The organism is Brevibacterium sp. LAARM3_SD1 (assembly GCF_057364765.1).
Genome location: NZ_JBNFOL010000003.1, coordinates 1 through 19,815, shown reverse-complemented (window position 1 = coordinate 19,815; position 19,815 = coordinate 1). Strand labels below are relative to the sequence as shown.

Below are 19,815 nucleotides of genomic sequence, written 5' to 3'. Positions count from 1 at the left end.
GAACATCGCCGGCTGGCTTTGGCGCGAAGTCGACGCAGACGGCGGGCACGCAAACGGCGGGGCCGGAGTTCTCACTCCGACCCCGCCGATTCGGCGTTCACACGCTTAGATCTCAGAGACCTGCACGGTGACGACGAGTCAGGTAGATGGCAACTGCACCACCGGCGACGAGGAGCGCGGCAAGCCCTCCCAGTGCCAGAGTGCCGTTGGCACCTGTACGCGGCAGGTCGCCGCCGCCGTCAACAGCAGCCGAAGCGTTCGCGTTGACGTCGGAATCCGCCGAGGCGTTGGCCTCGTCGTTGCTCGAAGCAGCGGCATTCGCATCGTCGGATGCGGCAGCCGAAGCGTCTGCATCGGCAGTTGCCGAGGCGGAGTCGTCAGCATCGGCGGACGCATTCGCTGAATCATTGGCAGCAGCAGCGTCATCGGCATCAGCCGAGGCGGATGCTGCATCGTTGGCATCAGCGGTGGCGGATGCTGCATCGTTCGCATCGGCGGATGCGGAGTCGTCGGCGTCTGCGGTGGCAGAAGCCGAGTCGTCGGCGTCTGCGGTTGCCGAGTCATCGCCGGGAGCATCGTCGGCAGCGGTCGCCCGAACCGAGGAGGACGCCAGGTTGATGTCGGCCACAGCGTTCGCTGCCTGTGTCTGCGTTCCACCTGTGTTCGGGAGGAGCTCGAGGCTGACCGCGTTGACGGTGAAGCCGTCTGAGTCGGTGCCCTTGACGTTGCTGTCTTCAGCAGGGTCCCGCTTCGTCGGCTGCTCATTGATCGTCAGATCGACAACCTGGTTGAGCCCTTCGAATACTGGGTCGAGGTCGGACAGCAGCGGATCGACGATCTCGGTGACGTTACCGGAGACCTCGTCGGCCGTAGCATCGAGGATCGGGCCGATGAGGGGCTTGGTCACTGCGGTGAGCTTCTCAAGCAGCGGTCCGGTGATGGAGTTCAGGAGCTCTCCGACGTCGATTCCAGCGAGCTTGAGGTCGGTGGTGACCTTGGGATCGCCTTCGCCGGTGCCGGCGAGCTGACCCAGGGTGGCGTCGATGTTGACCTTGCCGTCAGCTGCGGGAACTCCGACTGCCGTGGCCTTGGCGGGCAGCGAAACCTCGACGCGAACATCGTTCAGAGCATCTTTGAGGGTTTCGTTGAGCTTGCCGGAGAGGCTGCCGAGTGCGTCGGCGACTGCGTCGGTGATCTTTCCGATGGTCTCGGAGGTCAGCACCTGGGTGTTGGGATCGAGGCTGTTGAGGTCCTCGCCGTTCTCACCCTTGACGACCTTGGCGAGATCGATCTTGATGTCGCCGTTCTTGAGGTCGATCGAGACGATGCCCGACTTGTCTTCGAGCTTCTCGTTGACGACGTTCTCGACGACGCTGTTGAGGGCGTCCTGAGCCTCGACGTTGACGGTGGTGTTCTCGCCGCCGAGTTCGATGTCGGCAAGTCCGGTCTTCACGTTGATGCCGGCGTTGCCGAGTTTGTCGGCCAGGCCTTCTTTGGCAATGACGTCTTCGAGCGTGCCGCCCGTACCGTCGACGACCTTGTTCAGTGAGTCGGACAGATCGCCGACTGCCGGACTGGAGACTGTGAGGATTCCGTCGGCCACGGCGTATTCAGAGGTCGCCTCATCGGATCCTTTTGCTTCTGCCGTCGATGCGACCGCGCCGAGTTCGAGCGAAAGCTCGTCGACGATCTGGTCGGTGACACCGTCGAGGCCCGCCTGGGAAAGGACCTGAGTGAGGTTGACGTTGGCATTGCCGTACGCACCGTTGTTGATGTCATCGAGGTTGAGGGCGCCGTCTTCCCCGACGGCACCCGCGCTGGCCTTCGCGCTGTCCGCGGACGGGGCATAGCCGTACGAGTTGAGGGCTCCGGCTTCGCCGAGCTCCAGGAGGCCGTCGCCGCCGGGCTGGCTGACGACGGGCAGCGAAACGCCATTGCCGAGATCGAGGTCGACTGCGTTGAGGGCTTCTGCGTTGAGCGGAGTCTTCGCCTCTTCAGGATTGCTGGGGAAGCTGCTGTACGCTCCCGCTGCGTCGACGAGCTGTTCGTCGAGGAGGTCCGACTGGACGAGCTGACCCAATGCCTCGGCATCTTCATTCGGGTCGGGGTTGACGGCTGCAGCACCGGGAGCTGTAGCCATGACGGTCAGTCCCAGTGCGGTAGCTGCTGCGGCGGTGCCGACAGCGGCCTTGCGCACGGGAACGTGCCCTTTACGGAGCTTACTCATATTTATCCACTTTCGTTTGCGACGCCCGACAGTTCCAAGCGCACGATTGGAAGGCGTGCTGTTTTCGTCGAACGCATCACACCATACAAGCGGATGAGAGAATAATGCGAGGGTCATGAGAGAGTCACGAACAAATAACGAATGAATGCAGGTTGCGATCTTTCGCGTCAAGGTGAATTGTGATTGAATCAGCACTTTCGGCGGAGAGGTGGGCCTGAATGCCGCTCTTCCGCTTAGGCTAGCGGATCGTGGCTGACCTGGAGCTTTAGTCCATCACGCGTTGATCTCGGCATACGAGAGAGTACAAAGCGACTTGAGCCTCCGGTGGACACAGTATGTGAAATGCATCACATTTCCAAATATGACGACGTTGTGACTGATCCGAGGCGATTGATTACCGCACGGTAACGATACGCCGATTGAGCGCACGAAAAGAGCGGGGCCGGAGCTTTTGCTCCGACCCCGCTCTTGTGCGGTTCAACTCATGTGCTGAGCTGAGTCACCTCTCAGTGCTTGCCTGCCGAGGCGCGGTAGCGGCGGGTTGCCCACACCGCTGCAGCACCGCCGGCGAGGAGCAGTGCGGCGAATCCGACCATGGCCGGGATGCCTTCTGCACCCGTCCGCGGAAGGTCTCCACCGGCATTGCCCGAGGCGTTCGTGCTCGAACCGGCCGAGGCGTCTGCTCCGGTTCCGGCGTTGGCCGACGATCCGGCGTTGGCCGATGCGGCCTGATCCGAATCTGCCGAAGCCTCATTCGCGTCGTCTGCCGACGATGCGTTGGCTTCGTCGCCGTTGGCCGAGGCGTTCGCCTCTGCACCTTCAGCCGCTGCATCAGCCTCGTCGCCGTCTGCCGCTGCTGCAGCGGACGCCTCGGAGGAGGAGTCCGCAGTCGACGCTGCAGAAGCGGCGGCACCGGCGTTGGCGTTGGCTGCGGCAGATGCCTGTGCATTGCTGTCATCCGAGTTGTCGGCGTTTGCGGCGGCGTTGGCTGCCTGCTGTGCCGAGGCGTTCGGATCCGATGTCGCATCCGCTGAGGTCTCCGAGGAGGCCTCTTCGTTGGCGGCGGACTCTGCGGCTGCTTCGGCGTTCTCGTCAGCTGCTGCCGATGCCGTGTTGTTGGCATCGTTGTCGGCTGCTGCCTGGGCGGCTGCCTCTGCGACAGCATTGCCGTTGTCATCGGCGTTGGCCGAAGCCGAGGCCGATGCGGCAGCGTTCACATTGGCATTCGCATCGGAATCGTCCGAAGCGGTGGCCGCGGCTCCGTCATCAGCACCGTCGGCGTCAGCAGCTGCGTTGGCAGAAGCTTCCGAGGAGGAATCAGCGGTAGAAGCTGCGGACGCAGCAGCTGCCGGATCGGCATCAGCGGCGGCCGAAGCATCGGCGTTCGTCGAGTCCGAGTTGTCGGCGTTCGCGGCGGCGTTGGCTGCCTGCTGTGCCGAGGCGTTCGGATCCGATGTCGCATCCGCTGAGGTCTCCGAGGAGGCCTCTTCGTTGGCGGCGGACTCTGCGGCTGCTTCGGCGTTCTCGTCAGCTGCTGCCGATGCCGTGTTGTTGGCATCGTTGTCGGCTGCTGCCTGGGCGGCTGCCTCTGCGACAGCATTGCCGTTGTCATCGGCGTTGGCCGAAGCCGAGGCCGAAGCGGCTGCGTTCACGTTGGCATTCGCGTCTGCCTCATTGGCGGCATCAGGATCTGCTGCTGCGCTGGCGTCAGACTCGGCTGCTGCCTCTGCGGATGCCTCGTTCGAGGAATCAGCGGTGGAAGCGGCCTCAGCAGCGGCTGCGGAGTTGGCGTCCGAGGCCGTCGATGCCTCTGCGTTCGTGTCATCGGAGTTGTCAGCCTGCGCGGCGGCCTGCGAAGCAGCCGTCGACGAAGCATTCTCATCCGTTGTCGAATCGGCGGAGGCCTCGGAGGATGCGTCCTCGGTCGCTGCCGACTCGGCGGCTGCTTCGGCGTTCTCGTCAGCTGCTGCCGACGCCGTGTTGTCGGCGTTGTTGTCAGCAGCTGCCTCGGAGGCAGCCTGGGCGGCCGGGTTGTTGTCTCCATCGGCGTCGGCCGAAGCCGATGCCGAGGCCGCTGCGTTGGTGTTCGCGTCGTCATCGCCCGGGTCCGGAGCGTCCGCGGTCGCACGGACCGAAGACGAGGCCAGGTTGATGTCGATGGCATCGGCGGCCGGGAGCAGTTCCAGGCTCACCGCACTGACGGTGAAGCCGGGTCCGTTGTTGCCCTCGACCTGGCTCTCCTCTGCCGGATCCTTCGCGGTCGGCTGCTCGTTGATCGTGAGATCGACGACCTGATTGAGTGCCTCGAAGACCGGGTCGAGGGTATCGAGAACCGGATCGACGATACCGGTTACAGCGCCAGCGACTTCATCGGCCGTGGAATCGAGGATTCCGCCGATGAGCGGTTCGGTGATGCCAAGCAGCTCGCTGACCAGCGGATTAGTGAGGTCGGAGATGAGATCGCCAACTGGGAGCCCAGCGATATCTAGATCAGTGGTGATTGTCGGATCGGAGGAGTCCGTGCCGGCGAGCTGGCCCAGCGTTGCGTCGACGTTCACCGACCCGCGTGCGACAGTTACTGGGCCCAAGGTTGCCACTGCAGGCAGGTCAATAACGAGATGAACGTCGTTGAGTGCGTCAGAAAGAGTCTCGTTGACCTTTCCGGAGAGTGCGCCAAGGGCGTCGGCCACGGCATCGGTGATCTTCGAGATCGTGTCCGAGGTCAGCACCTGGGTGTTCGGGTTGAGGCCGTTGAGGTCAGAGGCGTCGCCGCCCTTGACGATCTTCGCGAGGTCGATCTTGATGTCGCCGTTGGCGAGGTCGATCGAGACGATGCCCGCCTCGTCTTCGAGCGCCTCGTTGACGACGTTCTCGACGACGCTGTTGAGCGCATCGCGGACCTCCACCGACACGGTGGCATCGTCACCTGCGACGGCAACGCGTGCGATTCCGGGAATGTTGACATCGACGCCTAGGCTGGCGAGTTCGTTGACCAGACCTTCTTCGCCGATGACCTCTTCGAGAGTTCCACCGGCACCATCTACGACTTCGTTGAGGTCGTCGGACAGGCCGCCGACAGCGGGGCTCGAGACCGTGAGGATGCCATCGGCGACGGCGTACTCGGAGTCATCGGCTTCGCCGTTGCTGTTGGCGGTCGACGCGATCGCGCCGAGCTCGAGGCTGAGCTCATCGACGACCTGATCGGTTACGCCGTCGAGGTTGAGCTGGCCGAGCACCGAGGTCAGGTCGACCTTCGCGTTGCCGTACTCACCGTTGTTGATGTCATCGAGATTGAGCCCGCCGTCTGCCCCGACTGCGCCGGCGCTGGCCGTGGCATCGTTGTAGGCAGGAGCATGCCCATAGGCATTGAGCGCTCCTGCTTCGCCGAGTTCGAGCAGGCCGTCGCCGCCCTCGTTGCTGATCAGCGGGATGCCGATTCCGGGGAGCTCGACTCCGATGGCTTGGAGCACCTCGGCATTGATCGGAGTGCTGTCCGCGTCCGTGCTGGACGGGGAGCTGCTGTACGCCGAGAGAGCATCAACCGCATCAGCGGTCAAAATGTCGGCATTGATCAACTGACCATAGGCTTCTGAGTCTTCGTTCGGATTCTGTTCATCGGCGGCACCGGGTGAGGTCGTCAGCAGCGTCAGTCCCACTGCCGTCGCCGCGGCGACAGACCCCACCGCGATCTTCCGACCGGTTCCGGGCCGGCCTCTCAATCTTTTCATGGTTCTCCACATCGTTCGGATCCTGATCATTTCCAAGCATGGCCTGGACGGAAACGGGCAGTTTCCTGGCAGATCCCTCACAACATTACGGAGAAATGAAAAAGTAATCAGCGAATCACAAGAAAAGTTACCTCGTCGTTATAGTTACGGTCAGGTAGATTTGTGTGGGTGTTGCGGCTATACGTCGTGATCGGCATTGTGCCTGCCTGGATCAATAAACGACCAGGCGGCAGGCTTATGGACTCCAGGCGAATTCTGTGTTTCAGAAAAAGTGCCACGGTCGTAGTCGAGTCACTGAGACTGCACTCTATTGTCACAGATCGGGGTACAGAAGTCCGCGCTCGAGGTCGACTTGTGACCAATCGGTGACCCGCAAGGTCACGACTCCCGCGGTGTGGACGGGTCGCGCAAGACACCTCGCCGTCGCCTAAAGTCGACTCAACCGCAGCAGAGACGGCAATCAACGAAGGAGTTGAGACATGGCGAAGAAGACACGATGGGCCGTCATCGGTGCGGGAATCATCGGAGCCGCAGTGGCACGCGAAATCCTCAACCGCCACGACTCCGCCGACGTCACCCTCTTCGAGAAGGAAGACCGTCCAGCCGCGCACCAGACCGGTCACAACTCCGGCGTCGTCCACGCCGGCCTCTACTACGAGCCCGGCAGCCTCAAAGCTACGCTCTGTCGCCGCGGTGTCTCCCTCCTCACCGACTTCGCCGCCGAACATGACTTCGCATTCGATGAATGCGGCAAGGTCGTCGTCGCCACTGACGATGTCGAAGTCGAACGCCTCCGCGCCATCCACGACCGTGCCCTGGCTAACGGGGTCCCCGACATCGCCCTGGTCGACCGCGACGGTCTGCGCGATGTCGAACCGAACGCCGAAGGCCTCGCAGCCCTCCACTCACCCCACACCGCGATCATCGACTACCCCGGCCTCACCGACGCCCTCGTAGCCGACTTCCGCGCCCACGGCGGCCGCGTCCGCTTCTCCACCCCGGTCAAGAACATCGACCACCGAGGCGGCCCCACCCGTGACACCGCCGTCGTCCGCACCCCCGTCGATGCCCAGGAATTCGACCACGTCATCGTCTGCGCTGGCCTCCACGCCGACCGCCTAGCCGCTCGTTCCGGAGAGAGCCGCACCCCGACCGTGGTGCCGTTCTTCGGCCAATACTTCATCCTCGATGAGGCCTATAGTGACGCAGTCAACGGCCTCATCTATCCCGTCCCGGACCCGAAGTATCCTTTCCTCGGTGTCCACGTCACCCGACGAATCGACGGCGGGCTGATGATCGGGCCCAATGCCTTCCTCTCCTTCTCCCGCGAAGGCTACCGAGGTCTCGGCCTCCACATCCCCGACTCCCTGGCCGTTGCCGCCGACCCGGGATTCTGGCGCTTCGCAGCAGCCAATTTGGCCACCGCTGCCCGTGAGCTGCCCGGGGTGCTCTCGATCGAGAAGTTCGTCGCCGAGGCGGCCCGCTATGTCCCCTCGCTCGCCGGAGGTGACGGCCACCGCGCCACCCGTGGAATCCGCGCGCAGGCCATGAATCGGGATGGAACACTCGTTGATGATTTCGTCATCGATCGGGCGGGAGCCACGATGTTCGTCAGGAACGCGCCCTCCCCGGGAGCCACCTCGGCGCTGGCCATTGCCGAACACCTCGTCGGCATCATCGACGGGCGATGATGCCGGTGCCGGGCCTCGACGACGAAGGGCCGCCTGCCGACCGTGAGGACGGGGAGGCGGCCCGAAGACCAGAGTGGCTGCTCAGTCGCACCGACTCACTTGGGAGTGCGGGTCTCTGCGCTGATGAACCAGGCCTGCTGCTCGAGTTGGGCGATGTAGCTGTGGAAGATGTCGGCGGTCGTCGGGTCCGCCGAGTCGACCTCGTCATGAGTGCTGCGCATCGACGCCACGGTTGCCTCGATCGATGCGACCATGTGGTCGATGGCGTCGTGGGTGCTGATCTCTCCGTTCGGGAACTCCGGCAGCCCTGTCTGTTCGGCGATCACCGCGGGGCGACCATCCGGAGAGGCGTGGAGGGCACGCATGCGTTCAGCGATCTCATCGCTGCCTGCGCGGGCGATGTCCGTGACCTCGTCGAGGTTGAGGTGGAGGTCGCGGAAGTTCGTGCCCACGATATTCCAATGTGCCTGCTTGGCAGTCAGGCTCAGAGCGATGAAGTCGACCAGAACCGTTTGGAGGTTCTTGGTCAGGGCGTCGGAGGCGATGAAGCCGCGTTCGGCGTTCTCGCGAGTGGTCTTCTCTGAGCCATGGGGGTCGGGAACTGTCACTGACTGTGTCATGATTCTTGCTCCTAGTCTCTCCGGTTTCGCGTTGACCCGGAGTCTGTGGCCACCATAACGCCGACCTGAGCGGGACGGAACCCCCGTCAGGATCTGCCGGTCTCGTCGTCCTGGGCGATGTAGACGCGGGAACGCAGCCGCTGGGCGTGAGTGAGATTCTTCAGGTCGATGTCGCTGTCGAAGCTTGAGCCGAGTGCGCCGGCGACGACGCCCATCGCTGCGCTCAACCACGCGATGTCGAGGTAGTTCGTCAGCCGGGCTTCGGGCCGGTGGATCGTCTGGGCCATGAACTCGGGGTCGATGACGATGAGCCCTCCGGCGAGGATGCCGATGACCAGCAAAGCGTAGAGGCCCGTCACGCAGATGATGAGTGTGAGTACGGTGGACAGGTTGTAGTAGAAGACGACCTGAGCCAGGCGTTCATTGACCGGGCGATCCCAGAGCCGATTGATCGTGATCAGCCAGCCGACCATAACTGCGATGGCGATGGCGCCGATCGAAATAAGACGAGCGGTTGAGAGGTGATGGGACATCTGCCAGATGGAGCTGTAGAAGATGCCGAATGCTCCCGTGGCAGCGGCTGCGGCCATGGCTCGTGAGAGCCTGCGGACCATCCGCAGCGGCTCGTTGGCCATGGTCATGCCCAGGACGAGTCGAGTTCCGCCGGTGAAGGTGTGAGCATGAAGGGTGCGACGGCCCGACTCGGAGCGGCTCGACCATCGGCCCCAGCGCGGAAGACGGTGCGTCTTTGCTGGCAGATGCCCGTCGGGTAGGAGCTGGTTGACGCAGCTCATGTAGATCTTCAGCAGCCGACGCTTCGTCGTCAGGGCGCCGAGGGTGGGGCTGGAGACGACGGCGATGTTGCGCGCCGGCAGCACCTCGGCGATGAGGGGCTTGCCCTGGGTATGGCGCGGAATGGCCGTGAGCATGATGACGAGGTCCGCTGCGGGGTAGCGGTCGACGATCGCATCGAGAGTCGACAGCTCCAGCCGATGGTCGGCTTGGACGCGGAGCGCCTCAGTGCACACGTCGACAGTCACTTCCGACTCGAAATCGTGTTTGAGGAGTTCAGCGAACTCATCCTTGAACGCGGCCACACGGCGGCTCGGGGGACCGGGATCGCAGATGAGGAGGATGTGCATTTTCCCACTGTGACAGTGCCGGTTTCGGTCTGGCCAGGGCGAAGGCGAATTCCGACACTATGCCCACTGGGCTTTCAGGCCGAATCTGAACTCGGACACCTGAACGCGTATTCTGATACCGACGTGTCGACGAGACGAAGGAGGACGCGGTCAATGGCAGTTCTGGTGACCGGAGGGGCAGGCTACATCGGATCGCACGTGGTGCGGCTGCTCACCGAACGCGGCGACGACGTGCTCGTCGTCGATGACTTCTCCACCGGCATCGACGCTCGCGTCGAAGGCCTGCCCGTGGTCGATCTCGACCTGGCCGCATCCGACGCCGAGGAACGACTGGTGTCCGCGATCAAGGAACACAGCGTGGACTCGATCATCCACTTCGCCGCGAAGAAGCAGGTCGGTGAGTCAGTCGAAGAGCCAGTCATGTACTTTCGGCAGAACATCGGGGCACTGACGAACATCCTCGCCGCCGTCGAGGCGACCGGCATCGAATCGCTCGTCTTCTCCTCCTCAGCCGCGACCTACGGCATGCCCGATGTCGACATGGTGCCTGAGGATCTCGACTGCCGCCCCATCAACCCGTACGGCCAGACGAAGCTCATCGGCGAGTGGATGATCGACAACCAGATCACCGCCTCGCAGATGCGGGGCACCACGTTCAACGCCGTGAAGCTGCGCTACTTCAACGTCGCCGGTGCCGGCTGGAGCGAACTCGCCGACACCGCCGTCATGAACCTCATCCCGATCGTGCTCGGGCGGCTGAAGGAGGGCAAGGCGCCGATCATCTTCGGCGACGACTACGACACCCCCGACGGCACGTGCATCCGCGATTACGTTCACGTCAAGGACCTTGCCGAGGCGCATATCGCCGCCCTCGACTACATGAAGGCCGGCGGCACCACGGAGACCGTGTTCAATGTCGGGACCGGAACCGGCGCCTCGGTGAAGGAAGTCATCGACACCATCGCCGAGGTGACCGGCAGTGACATCGTCCCCGAAATGGGCGAGCGTCGCCCCGGTGACCCGCCGGCGCTGGTCGCCGACGTCACCCGGATCTCCGCCCTGCTCAGTTGGAAGGCCGAGTTCGGTCTCGAGGAGATCGTCCGCAGCGCTGTCGAGGCCGCGGGGATGCTGCCCGAGCAGGACTGATGAACCAGCCGGACCCATCCGCGACAGCACTTCACTGGGTCCGAGCACGTTCCGCGCCAGGGCACGAGCTGCCGGTCGGGGCGCGGGTGGCACTGCATTTCCATCCCGGTGATGACGCCTCTGAGGCTGGGGTGCTCGAGTCGATTCTCCAGCTGGGACAGTATCTTTCCCAGTTCGCCACAGGCACGAGCAATGGCGGTCTGACGGCCTTCCCCGGCGGCGACCGGTGGCTCTGGGAGCAGAGAATCTTCGGTGGAGCCTATGACCATGTGGAGGTGCACCACCGACCGGTCTATGGGGCACTTGACCTCGACGGCGACCCCCTTGGGCCGGCACCGCGGTTCGGGTCGGCCTACCTGCGTCTCCGTCCGGAGGTCCTTGCGCGAGCGACGTTCGCTTACCCGGACAGCACCTTTGAGCCGGAGCTCTTCGGGGTTGCTGACCGGATGAGGCTCATTGCCGACTATCGTCGTGACGAGCGGGCTGCCGGCCAGGCTGCTGCCCAGGGATGCGGCATCGTCGACCGTCTCGATCACTACATCGAGGCCCATATCCACGGAGGGGTGAAGGTGCCCGATGATGTTGAAGCATTGGTGGTCGATCCAAGCTTCGCCGATCATGCGGTCGTGGAGAGAGCCGGCCGCTGCGGCCTCGTTGTCGAGACTCACCCCGGCTATGTCGCCGAGGTTGCCGAAATTGCGGCGCACCCGGAATATCGGGGCCAGGATGTGGTCGAGCTCGCGCAGCGGATCGTCGAGAGGCTGGCGAACTCAACCCAGTTGCTCCCCATTCATGTCGCACGTGCCAGGCGGGTGTGGGACCTCGACGGGCAGCAGAGCAAGAAGCTTTGGCACTGCCTCGCACGATTTGGTCGGACCTGGTGAACCACTCCGTTACTTCGCGGGTTTCATCTCGCTTTCGACGACCCATTTGTGGTTCGTCATCTCCATCTCATCGGTCTTGATGTCGACCATGTAGACGGTCTCGTCCGTCGCTGAGTCGATGGTCGCCTCGGCGCCCTTCATTCCGGGCATATGATCGCGTTGACGGTGGCGTTGTCGCCCTTCTTCAGCGGTGCCTTGCCCGGGTCCTTGAGCTCTTCGTGGACGACCCACTTGTGATCTTTGACCGGGTCGCCGCCGTCGGTCGGGGTGTAACTGATTGAGTAGGTCGTGGTGTCGAAGGCGCCGGAGACGGTTGCCTCGGCACCCTTCATTCCTGGCATGTGGTCGGCGGAGAGGACGACTGTGTCGCCGACGTTGAACTTCGGGTCGGCGGCCTTCGTGATTCCCTTCGGCGGGTCGCCGCCATCGGCGGCATGCCCTTCGTGCCCACCTGATCCGTGTCCGGATTCGCTGTGGTCCATGTCGTCGGAACCACCAGTTTCGCCCGAGGCGGACTCGTGGCTGCCGTGGGAGTCTTCTCCGCCCGATCCGTGGCCCTCGTCATTCGCAGTTGAGCAGCCTGCCAGAGCCAGTCCGAGTGCTGCGGTGACCGCAGCGAGGCGGGCGGCTGGATTGAGCTTCTTCATGAGTGGTCTCCTGGTTCGGTGAGACGGTCGCGTCGGATTCGCTCGGCGGCAGATGGGAACCTTTCAGGGCATCCCATCTCGTGGACCCGCCACGGTCACCCTATACCCCTTATGGGTATGATTGCCAAGACGGCATACGTGCTCTGCATCCGTAGTGACATGGGGATATATATGAAGACGACGCAATTCGTGTTGGGGGCTGCGGCCTTCGTTCTTGCCCTGACCGGGTGTTCTGCTTCTGGAACGGGAAGCGAAGCATCCACAGAATCACGAGAGTCTGCAGCAGTGCAGTCGGGTTCGGCTGAAACGCTGCTAGCTGACCTCGATCTGGCCGACGAGGACGTCACAGGAGTCATCGATCAACTCGATCGCCTGCCTGTCGACGAGAGGCCCACCGACCTCATGGCCTCGGTCCAGCCTGACGAACTTGTTCTCACCGATGGACAGCAAGAGGCGACGATGGCACTGCCGGAGGGGAAGAGCTACGTCTCCATCGCTCCCTTCGTCGATGAGACGCACGACTGCTTCTACCACAGCCTCACGACCTGTCGGGGCGAGTTGAGCGAGAAGGACGTCGATGTGGTGATCACAGACTCAGAGACGGGCGAAGCAGTGGTGGATGAGTCGACGACGACCTTCGACAACGGGTTCGTCGGCTTCTGGGTGCCGTCCGGCATCACCGGTACCATCGAGGTCACCGCCGAGGGCAAGACCGGTACGACCGATTTCTCCACGAGAAGCGATGGGCCCACCTGCGTGACCGACCTCAAGCTGAAGTAGCTACGAGGAAGCCGGGCCGACCGTCGTCACCCACTCGACAGGAGCACTGCTATGACCCACCATATCGTCATCGGAGCGGGCTTGGCCGGTGCCGCAGCCGCGTATTCCCTGACCGCGCGCGGCGAGGACGTCACCGTGCTCGAGCGGCATACCCCGGCCAACGACCGCGGCAGCTCTCACGGTTCGGCCCGCATCTTCCGTTACGCCTACCCGGATCGTCTCTACACCGAACTCGTCGTGCGCGCCCGTGAACTGTGGGACGACCTCGAGGCGAAATCGGGGACGGAGCTGATCACTCCCACCGGAGCTCTCGACTTCGGCGACGCCAGGCACACGGATCTCCTCGCCGAGATCTTCGAAGCCGTCGGCGTCGAATACGAAGTCCTCGATCCGGCACAGGCCGCAGAACGGTGGCCGCAGTTCGCCTTCGATACCGAAGTTCTGTGGCACCCCGACGCCGGCGTCATCGATGCCGAGACCACGGTGACGACCATGCTCGACCGTGCAGTGGACACCGGGCGGGCTAGGATACTCACCGATTGGACGGTCACCGAGGTGGCCCGACGACCCGCGGGCGGCTTCCGTGTCACCTCGGCGACGGGGGAATCCGTGGAGGGCGACCGCGTGATCGTCGCTGCGGGCGGGTGGCTGCCCGACCTCCTCGGCGATCTTGGCCTTCCGCAAGGATTCCTCGACGCACTGCCGAGGTTCGAAGTGCGGCAGGAGCAGGCCTTCCACATGCCCTACCGCGATGCCGACGCAGACGGACGGCCGAGCACACCCTGGCCGACGTTCATCCACAAATCCGGTGAGATGTTCACCTACGGACTGCCCGGCGGGCGGGATGCCGGCTTCGCGGGGCAGAAGTTCGCGCAATTCAACGGCGGGAAGGTCATCGGTTCGGCGCTCGACCAGGACGGACAGATCACCGAGGAGATGCGTACCCGAATGATCGACTATGCGAAGCGGAACCTGCCGGGACTCGTTCCGGAACCGTACGCGGAGACCACGTGTCTGTTCACGAACACACCGAACGAGGATTTCGTCATCGACGAGGTGGATGGCCTGGTCATCGTGTCTGCCTGTTCGGGGCACGGGGCGAAGTTCGCGCCGCTGCTCGGTGAGTTCGCGGCCGACCTCGCAACGGGTTCAGGTGAGGTGCCGGATCGGTTCCGGGTGGGCGGCGCTTCGACGATGTGATCGGGCGGTGTGGTGTCTCAGCGTTCTGTCGCGATGAATTGCCTCAGCGCTTTGACGAGATGATGAGGTGCCGCGTCGAATGGGCAATGAAGGGTTCGCCGTTGCGCAATGTTGCATCGAGTTCACGCAGCTGCGGAAGATAGTCGGCAACCGAAAAGTCGGGCACCCACCACGGACATTTGCGAAGGATCCACACGATCGCACCGACGTCGAAGAACTCCATGCGGCAGCGCGCGGTGCGCAGCGTTTCGACCGTGAGACCGGCCGCCTCGGCGGCGTCGGATTCGGTCTGCGGGTGCCGTGAGCGGCGATTTTCCGGCAGCGGTCCGAGGAAGAACTCAATGAGCTCGAACGCCGAGGCCGGACCGACGTGCTGGGCGAGATAGGTGCCGCCGGGGACAAGCACACGAGCGATCTCCGACCATGCGGGGCTCACGGGATGTCGGGAGGTGACGAGGTCGAAGCTGCCGTTGGCGAACGGCAGCCGATGCGGGTCGGCTTCGACGACATCGACGCCACGCGGACCGAGCCGGTGACGGGCCACGGCGATGTTGGGGCGGTACGACTCGGTCACCGCCATGCGCGGCGGCAGTACCGGAGCCTCGTCGATGACCTCACCGCCGCCGGTATCGATGTCGAGGGCCGCGGTCGCTGTCGACAGCCGCCCGGCGAGGAGTCTTGCGTAACCCCAGGGCGGTCGCTCCTCGGTGGCGCGCCCATCGAGCCAGCCGAACCCCCACCCGGTGACATCGGCGGATTGTGCCTCGGTGACGAGCTCGTCGAATGCGCGCATACCGCCATCTTCGCGCACACGACTCTCACACGTCGAGCCAAGCGGTCACATCGACGAGCAGATCGTGCGGCGCCTCGAGCGGGACGAGGTGGCCCGAGTGCGGGAACCGGGTCACGTGCGGGTTTCCGGGAAGCGCCTCGGCGAGGCGATCGGCCTGGTCGACCGGAATCCACGGATCGTCCTCACCCCACCCGATACGGACCGGGCAGCGCACCTCACCGAGGCGGTCGACGACGGGCGCCGTGTGCTCGGGGCGCAGCGCGACGATCTGCCGGTAGAACGCAGCTTGACCGGCTTCGGTGCGCCAGGGGGCGCTGAGTTCAGTGATGTAGTCATCGCTGAGGTTCGAGCGGACTTCGCCCGAACGAGATTCGTCAGATGGTGTGGCCGCCGCCCCGGCGATGTATTCGCGGACCAGGGCGCGATGAAGTCGAGGTGGGAGGGCGGCGAAGACCTTTTCGTTTTCGGCGACGAGGCGGAAGAACGGTGAGCCCCACGGGTCGAGAGTGACGATGTCGAGCAGATACAACGACGCGAAATCGCAGCCCTCGAGCAGGTGCGCACCGAGTGCGACGGCTCCGCCGATGTCATGGGCGATGACATGGGGATTCGCCACGTTCCAGTAGTCGATGAGCTCAGCCAGACGACGACGTTGGGTGACGAGATCAACGGCGGGAGCCGCCTCGGCGAGGGGATTGTCCGTCGGCTGTGCCGACGTGGCGGTCAGATCAGGGATCGACTCGCCGTACCCGGGCATGTCCCAGAGGCGGACGCGATTCGTCTGCGCGAGCTCGTGGGCAAGCGGCAGCCACATCCGTGCTGACCACGGGGTTCCGTGGCAGATGATGACCTCGCCGAGGCGGCCACCGGGTTGGCGGTCATGGCCTCCGTCATTCGACGGTTCGATGGTCGTGGTGGCGACCTCGCGGCCGTCGCTCAAGGTGACCCGGCGCGTGCTGGTGCGGATGTTCGGGTTGCTCATGAAACGACGGTAGAACTTCAGGTCAACCTGAAGTCAAGGTGTCATCATGGAGTCATGAAGATCGGGGATGCGGCCGCGCAGTTGGGGACGGCCGCGCATGTGCTCAGGCACTGGGAGGACAAACGCGTCGTCGTGCCTGACCGGACGGCGAGCGGGCATCGTGACTATTCGGCCGAGCATCTGAGTCGGTGCCGGGTCGTGCTGTCGTGTCAGAGCGTGGGCATGAGCCTCGCCGAGATCCGGGCGATTCTGCATCGCGGCGAGGAAGGGCGCGCGGAGGTGATCGCTGCCAGGTTGTCGGCGATTCGTGCGCAGCGGACCTCGCTGGACTCAGCGGAGAAGTTCCTCCTGCACGTCCGCGGTTGTCGGCACGATCTCATGACTCGGTGTCGGGAGTGTACGGAGTATGCGGGGTGAGGTGGGGCGGCGTCCTTTGGGGCTGGAGACAGATCACATAACATCTGTTATGGTCCTTTTATGGGTGGTCGCGTAGGCGGATTCCGATCTGAAGCGTCTGAGAAGCACTTCATGCAGGTCTTTGACGCTGCGATGAAACACTGGCCGGACCGTTCAGATCGGTGTGTGGAAACCGATTTTGGGCACACGGTGGCCTCAGTGGCGGGCCATGCTAGCTCGACGGACGTTCTCCCTCCTTTGGTGCTCCTCCAGGGTGGCGGAAGTACGATTGCTGCCTGGGCTGAGTTCGTTCGATCGTGGAGCCGCGAGCGGCAGATCATTGCTGTCGATACGCTTTGGGAAGCCGGACGCAGCGTCCAGCTCCGGCCCGTTGACAACGGCAGCCAAGCTGCCGAATGGCTTGAACAGGTTCTTGCGGGACTCGGCGTAGATCGCGCTCATATCGCCGGTTATTCGTATGGTGCATGGCTTGCTCTCAACCATGCCGCGAAAGCGCCTACTCGGATCTTGAGCGTCACAGCCATAGAGCCGATCGCAGCAATCACGCCCATGCCTCTGCGGGCTTGGTGGAGAATGTTTCGGATGCTCATAGGTGGAGAGAAGAGCTATCGCGCCTACCTGCAGCGGACTCGAGGGGGCAGCCTGCCCGAATCAGCGATGCTCGAAGTCCTGTTGTCGTCTCGAGCGGACTATCAGCAATGGGGAACACCTCGTCCGATGCGACTGACCAAGGCAGAATGGCAAAGTCTCTCCCTCCCGACATCGATTGTTCTGGGAGGACAGAGCGGAATGGTGCCAACGGGTAAAGCAACTGAGACCTTGCGCGCTGTTGCTCCGCAGGCCGAGGTCCATGTTCTTCCCCAATCAAGCCATGCCGTGCTGATAGACGAGCCGAACTGGATCGAACACCAAATCGGGCTTTTCATGAACCGCAATGATCGGACCCGCTGATGAGGGAAACAGACAGTGGGGGAACCCGCGGGCGATTGATTGCGGCGGCCGCCGAAGTCATCACCGACGGAAACCATATTTCGATGCCCCTGCGAACTGTTGCGCAAAGGGCCGGGGCGACCACGGGCGCCATCCAACATCACTTCGGTAACCGCAACGGTCTACTGCTGGCCGTTTTGGCAGCACATGGCAAGCGCACAGCTGACCGTCTGCGTGCTCGTCGCGACCAGGGATCGGGGCGACCGGGGAATGTCGTCCGTGCGATTCTGCTGGAATACCTGCCTCTCGACGAAGAACGGCGAGAAGAAGCCTTGGTGGCATACGCGTTCGAAAGCATGGCAATCAACGACAACGCAATGGCTGCAGCCTATCGAGCCCAGTACGCGGAACTGGCTGATCTGCTCGCCGAACACCTGCCATTCTCCGGTCCGAACGAAATCGCTTTGCTGCTGGCAGCGCTCGGAGGCTTTCGCACAGACCTGCTCCTCAACAGAGTCAACGCCCAGCAGGCGGTCGGACTCCTCGACCTGATGATCGACCGAATCTCGCGCAGAACCGAATGAAGCCCCAGCTGATTTAAGGAACTACTCGCCGCTGACACACCTGGGCGGGCTGAGGCACGACGGAAGAACGACGGAATGCTCAGTCGCGGACGTGACGGCGGGCCGCCTCGGCGAGGTCGATGTTGCGGTGGGCGGAACTCAGTGCACATTGCGCGAATTCTCGGGTCGGTGATGGTCACAAAATCTCGCGGAACGGGCATGATGGCCTTATGACCACAGATATGGATATTGCGCTCAGCGCCGAGCTCGATCCCATCGTCGACATCGCCGCTGGGCTGGGTCTCGACGCGAAGGACATCATTCCCCACGGATGGACGAAGGCCAAGGTGCCCATCGACGTCCTCGACCAAGCGGCCGAAACCGCCACGGACGGGCGACTCATCCTCGTCACCGCCATGAGCCCGACCCCGGCCGGCGAGGGAAAGACCACGACGAGCATCGGCCTGGCCGACGGACTCAACGAACTCGCGCGGTCGAAATCCGAGGTCGGCAAGGCCGTGCTCGCGCTGCGGGAGCCGAGCATGGGGCCGGTCTTCGGAATGAAGGGCGGGGCAGCCGGCGGCGGATACGCGCAAGTCGTGCCGATGGAAGATATCAACCTCCACTTCACCGGCGACTTCGCGGCCATCGCTGCGGCGAACAACCTCGCCGCGACCATGCTCGACAACCACATCCACTTCGGCAACGACCTCGACGTCGACCCGCGACGCATCCACCTCCGCCGCGTCGTCGACCTCAACGACCGGGCACTGCGCGGCGTCGTCGTCGGGCTCGGCGGGCTCAATGGGGGAGTGCCGCGCGAGGACGCCTTCGACATCGTCGTCGCCAGCGAGGTCATGGCGGTGTTCTGCCTGGCCACCTCGTTGTCCGACCTCAAGGAACGGCTGGGACGGATCGTGCTCGCTCACAGTAGGGGGCGCGAACCTATCACCGTCGCGGACATCGGGGCGGCAGGGGCGATGACGGCGCTGCTTCGCAACGCACTGGCGCCGAACCTCGTGCAGTCCTTGGAGCATTCGCCGGCGTTCATCCACGGCGGACCGTTCGCGAACATCGCCCACGGCTGCAATAGTCTCTTGGCTACCAAGGCCGGACTGGCGCTGGGGGACTGGGTGGTCACGGAGGCCGGTTTCGGTGCTGACCTCGGAGCCGAGAAGTTCCTCGACATCAAGTGCCGCACGGCCGGCATCTGGCCCTCTGCAGCGGTTGTCGTCGCGACTCTGCGAGCGCTGAAGTACCACGGGGGAGTCGACGTGAAGGATGTGAACTCTCCCGATGTGTCAGCGGTGCTGGAGGGGATGAGCAATCTCGAGCTGCACTGTCGGAACCTGCGCGAGATCTACGGACTGACGCCCGTCGTGTGCTTCAACCGGTTCCCCACGGACACCGACGAGGAGATGGCCGCGGCGATCAACCACCTGGATGGTCTTGGGGTTGCGGCTGTGGAGTCCACGCACTGGGCCGACGGCGGCAAGGGTGCTCTTGCTTTGGCCGAAGCGGTCGTCGAGGCTGCGGGCGGCATCGGCAATGCCGGGGCCGCTGTCGATGACGGCTCGGTCTTCGTCGCCGGCACCGCCTCCGGGGATGCCGAGGCTCCTGCTGCCGATCCGGCGTCGCGGGCACGATACAGCTATGACCTCGACCGGCCGTTGGAGGAGAAGATCCGCACCATCGCGCAGCGGATCTACCAGGCCAAGGACGTCGATCTGCCGGCCAAGGTGAAACGGAAGCTGCGTCAGTTCACGGACGAAGGATACGGTGACGCGCCCGTGTGCATCGCGAAGACCCAGTACTCGCTGTCGACTGATGCGAGCCTGCGCGGGGCGCCGACCGACCACGTCATCGAGATCAAGGATGTGCGGCTGTCGGCCGGAGCCGGGTTCATCGTCGTCATCGCCGGCGACATCATGACGATGCCGGGCCTGCCGCGCGAACCCTCAGCGCTGAAGATCGACGTCACCGAGGACGGCAACATCACCGGCCTCTTCTGAGCCCTCAATTACTACCTGAGCGGCGGCCCAGCAACCTCGCGCGAGGTTGCTGG

17 protein-coding genes are annotated in these 19,815 nt (G+C 63.8%); 9 read left to right on the top strand and 8 right to left on the bottom strand.

Annotation, left to right across the window (positions count from 1 at the left end; genetic code table 11):
- Positions 1–112: 112 nt before the first annotated feature.
- Together AC2W7L_RS02065 and AC2W7L_RS02060 are read right to left on the bottom strand one after the other, a co-directional pair.
- Positions 113–2,227, bottom strand: coding sequence for a choice-of-anchor G family protein (locus AC2W7L_RS02065; RefSeq protein WP_486003055.1), 2,115 nt, complete (start codon positions 2,225–2,227; stop codon positions 113–115).
- A gap of 506 nt (positions 2,228–2,733) precedes the next feature.
- Positions 2,734–5,955, bottom strand: coding sequence for a choice-of-anchor G family protein (locus AC2W7L_RS02060; RefSeq protein WP_486003054.1), 3,222 nt, complete (start codon positions 5,953–5,955; stop codon positions 2,734–2,736).
- A 479-nt stretch (positions 5,956–6,434) separates the two neighbouring features.
- Here AC2W7L_RS02060 and lhgO point away from each other — a divergent pair, with 479 nt between their 5' ends.
- Positions 6,435–7,646, top strand: a complete 1,212-nt coding sequence (gene lhgO / locus AC2W7L_RS02055; RefSeq protein ID WP_486003053.1) for an L-2-hydroxyglutarate oxidase — start codon at positions 6,435–6,437, stop codon at positions 7,644–7,646.
- A 95-nt stretch (positions 7,647–7,741) separates the two neighbouring features.
- On the opposite strand, the gene AC2W7L_RS02050 is transcribed toward lhgO, so the two are convergent.
- Together AC2W7L_RS02050 and AC2W7L_RS02045 are read right to left on the bottom strand one after the other, a co-directional pair.
- Positions 7,742–8,266, bottom strand: coding sequence for a Dps family protein (locus tag AC2W7L_RS02050; RefSeq protein WP_486003052.1), 525 nt, complete (start codon positions 8,264–8,266; stop codon positions 7,742–7,744).
- An 86-nt stretch (positions 8,267–8,352) separates the two neighbouring features.
- Positions 8,353–9,408, bottom strand: coding sequence for a hypothetical protein (locus tag AC2W7L_RS02045; protein WP_486003051.1), 1,056 nt, complete (start codon positions 9,406–9,408; stop codon positions 8,353–8,355).
- 153 nt (positions 9,409–9,561) lie between these two features.
- Here AC2W7L_RS02045 and galE point away from each other — a divergent pair, with 153 nt between their 5' ends.
- Both galE and AC2W7L_RS02035 read left to right on the top strand, forming a co-directional pair.
- Positions 9,562–10,554 carry a UDP-glucose 4-epimerase GalE gene (gene galE / locus AC2W7L_RS02040; protein ID WP_486003050.1) on the top strand — a complete coding sequence of 331 codons (993 nt, stop codon included), beginning with the start codon at positions 9,562–9,564 and terminating at the stop codon, positions 10,552–10,554.
- A gap of 86 nt (positions 10,555–10,640) precedes the next feature.
- A complete protein-coding gene (locus tag AC2W7L_RS02035; RefSeq protein WP_486003049.1) occupies positions 10,641–11,438 on the top strand; it encodes a DUF3626 domain-containing protein in 798 nt (265 codons plus the stop codon).
- Positions 11,439–11,447: 9 nt separating this feature from the next.
- Here AC2W7L_RS02035 and AC2W7L_RS02030 read toward each other — a convergent pair whose 3' ends face one another.
- A complete protein-coding gene (locus AC2W7L_RS02030) occupies positions 11,448–11,588 on the bottom strand; it encodes a DUF1541 domain-containing protein (RefSeq protein WP_486003048.1) in 141 nt (46 codons plus the stop codon).
- Positions 11,576–12,085 carry a YdhK family protein gene (locus AC2W7L_RS02025; protein WP_486003047.1) on the bottom strand — a complete coding sequence of 170 codons (510 nt, stop codon included), beginning with the start codon at positions 12,083–12,085 and terminating at the stop codon, positions 11,576–11,578. The genes AC2W7L_RS02030 and AC2W7L_RS02025 overlap by 13 nt, the downstream gene beginning before the upstream one ends.
- Positions 12,086–12,256: 171 nt before the next feature.
- Here AC2W7L_RS02025 and AC2W7L_RS02020 point away from each other — a divergent pair, with 171 nt between their 5' ends.
- Positions 12,257–12,865, top strand: a complete 609-nt coding sequence (locus tag AC2W7L_RS02020; RefSeq protein WP_486003046.1) for a CueP family metal-binding protein — start codon at positions 12,257–12,259, stop codon at positions 12,863–12,865.
- Between the two features lie 51 nt (positions 12,866–12,916).
- Entirely contained in the window at positions 12,917–14,065 is a 1,149-nt protein-coding gene (locus AC2W7L_RS02015; RefSeq protein WP_486003045.1) for an FAD-dependent oxidoreductase, read from the top strand.
- 43 nt (positions 14,066–14,108) lie between these two features.
- Here AC2W7L_RS02015 and AC2W7L_RS02010 read toward each other — a convergent pair whose 3' ends face one another.
- Together AC2W7L_RS02010 and AC2W7L_RS02005 are read right to left on the bottom strand one after the other, a co-directional pair.
- Entirely contained in the window at positions 14,109–14,858 is a 750-nt protein-coding gene (locus tag AC2W7L_RS02010; protein WP_486003044.1) for a class I SAM-dependent methyltransferase, read from the bottom strand.
- A gap of 25 nt (positions 14,859–14,883) precedes the next feature.
- Entirely contained in the window at positions 14,884–15,840 is a 957-nt protein-coding gene (locus AC2W7L_RS02005; RefSeq protein WP_486003043.1) for an alpha/beta fold hydrolase, read from the bottom strand.
- 54 nt (positions 15,841–15,894) lie between these two features.
- Between AC2W7L_RS02005 and AC2W7L_RS02000 the strand changes: the two genes are divergently transcribed.
- The 4 genes from AC2W7L_RS02000 (at position 15,895) to AC2W7L_RS01985 (ending at position 19,762) form a co-directional block, all read left to right on the top strand.
- On the top strand, positions 15,895–16,257 hold the full coding sequence (locus AC2W7L_RS02000; protein WP_486003042.1) for a MerR family transcriptional regulator: 363 nt from the start codon (positions 15,895–15,897) through the stop codon (positions 16,255–16,257).
- A gap of 111 nt (positions 16,258–16,368) precedes the next feature.
- Complete coding sequence (locus AC2W7L_RS01995) at positions 16,369–17,208, top strand: alpha/beta fold hydrolase (RefSeq protein ID WP_486003041.1); 840 nt, start codon at positions 16,369–16,371, stop codon at positions 17,206–17,208.
- A complete protein-coding gene (locus tag AC2W7L_RS01990; RefSeq protein ID WP_486003040.1) occupies positions 17,208–17,771 on the top strand; it encodes a TetR/AcrR family transcriptional regulator in 564 nt (187 codons plus the stop codon). Before AC2W7L_RS01995 ends, AC2W7L_RS01990 begins: the two co-directional genes overlap by 1 nt.
- A gap of 209 nt (positions 17,772–17,980) precedes the next feature.
- Positions 17,981–19,762 (top strand): formate--tetrahydrofolate ligase, encoded by a 1,782-nt coding sequence (locus tag AC2W7L_RS01985; protein WP_486003039.1) that lies wholly within the window; start codon positions 17,981–17,983, stop codon positions 19,760–19,762.
- The last annotated feature ends 53 nt before the right edge of the window (positions 19,763–19,815 follow it).

Bases quoted from the DNA above. Each gene is read 5' to 3' on its own strand.
- AC2W7L_RS02045 (WP_486003051.1), bottom strand. From the start codon at position 9,408: ATGCACATCCTCCTCATCTGCGATCCCGGTCCCCCGAGCCGCCGTGTG.
- AC2W7L_RS02050 (WP_486003052.1), bottom strand. From the start codon at position 8,266: ATGACACAGTCAGTGACAGTTCCCGACCCCCATGGCTCAGAGAAGACC.
- AC2W7L_RS02020 (WP_486003046.1), top strand. From the start codon at position 12,257: ATGAAGACGACGCAATTCGTGTTGGGGGCTGCGGCCTTCGTTCTTGCC.
- AC2W7L_RS02060 (WP_486003054.1), bottom strand. From the start codon at position 5,955: ATGAAAAGATTGAGAGGCCGGCCCGGAACCGGTCGGAAGATCGCGGTG.
- AC2W7L_RS02015 (WP_486003045.1), top strand. From the start codon at position 12,917: ATGACCCACCATATCGTCATCGGAGCGGGCTTGGCCGGTGCCGCAGCC.
- AC2W7L_RS01985 (WP_486003039.1), top strand. From the start codon at position 17,981: ATGACCACAGATATGGATATTGCGCTCAGCGCCGAGCTCGATCCCATC.
- galE (WP_486003050.1), top strand. From the start codon at position 9,562: ATGGCAGTTCTGGTGACCGGAGGGGCAGGCTACATCGGATCGCACGTG.
- AC2W7L_RS02010 (WP_486003044.1), bottom strand. From the start codon at position 14,858: ATGCGCGCATTCGACGAGCTCGTCACCGAGGCACAATCCGCCGATGTC.
- AC2W7L_RS01995 (WP_486003041.1), top strand. From the start codon at position 16,369: ATGCAGGTCTTTGACGCTGCGATGAAACACTGGCCGGACCGTTCAGAT.
- AC2W7L_RS01990 (WP_486003040.1), top strand. From the start codon at position 17,208: ATGAGGGAAACAGACAGTGGGGGAACCCGCGGGCGATTGATTGCGGCG.
- AC2W7L_RS02030 (WP_486003048.1), bottom strand. From the start codon at position 11,588: ATGCCCGGAATGAAGGGCGCCGAGGCGACCATCGACTCAGCGACGGAC.
- AC2W7L_RS02005 (WP_486003043.1), bottom strand. From the start codon at position 15,840: ATGAGCAACCCGAACATCCGCACCAGCACGCGCCGGGTCACCTTGAGC.
- AC2W7L_RS02065 (WP_486003055.1), bottom strand. From the start codon at position 2,227: ATGAGTAAGCTCCGTAAAGGGCACGTTCCCGTGCGCAAGGCCGCTGTC.
- lhgO (WP_486003053.1), top strand. From the start codon at position 6,435: ATGGCGAAGAAGACACGATGGGCCGTCATCGGTGCGGGAATCATCGGA.
- AC2W7L_RS02000 (WP_486003042.1), top strand. From the start codon at position 15,895: ATGAAGATCGGGGATGCGGCCGCGCAGTTGGGGACGGCCGCGCATGTG.
- AC2W7L_RS02025 (WP_486003047.1), bottom strand. From the start codon at position 12,085: ATGAAGAAGCTCAATCCAGCCGCCCGCCTCGCTGCGGTCACCGCAGCA.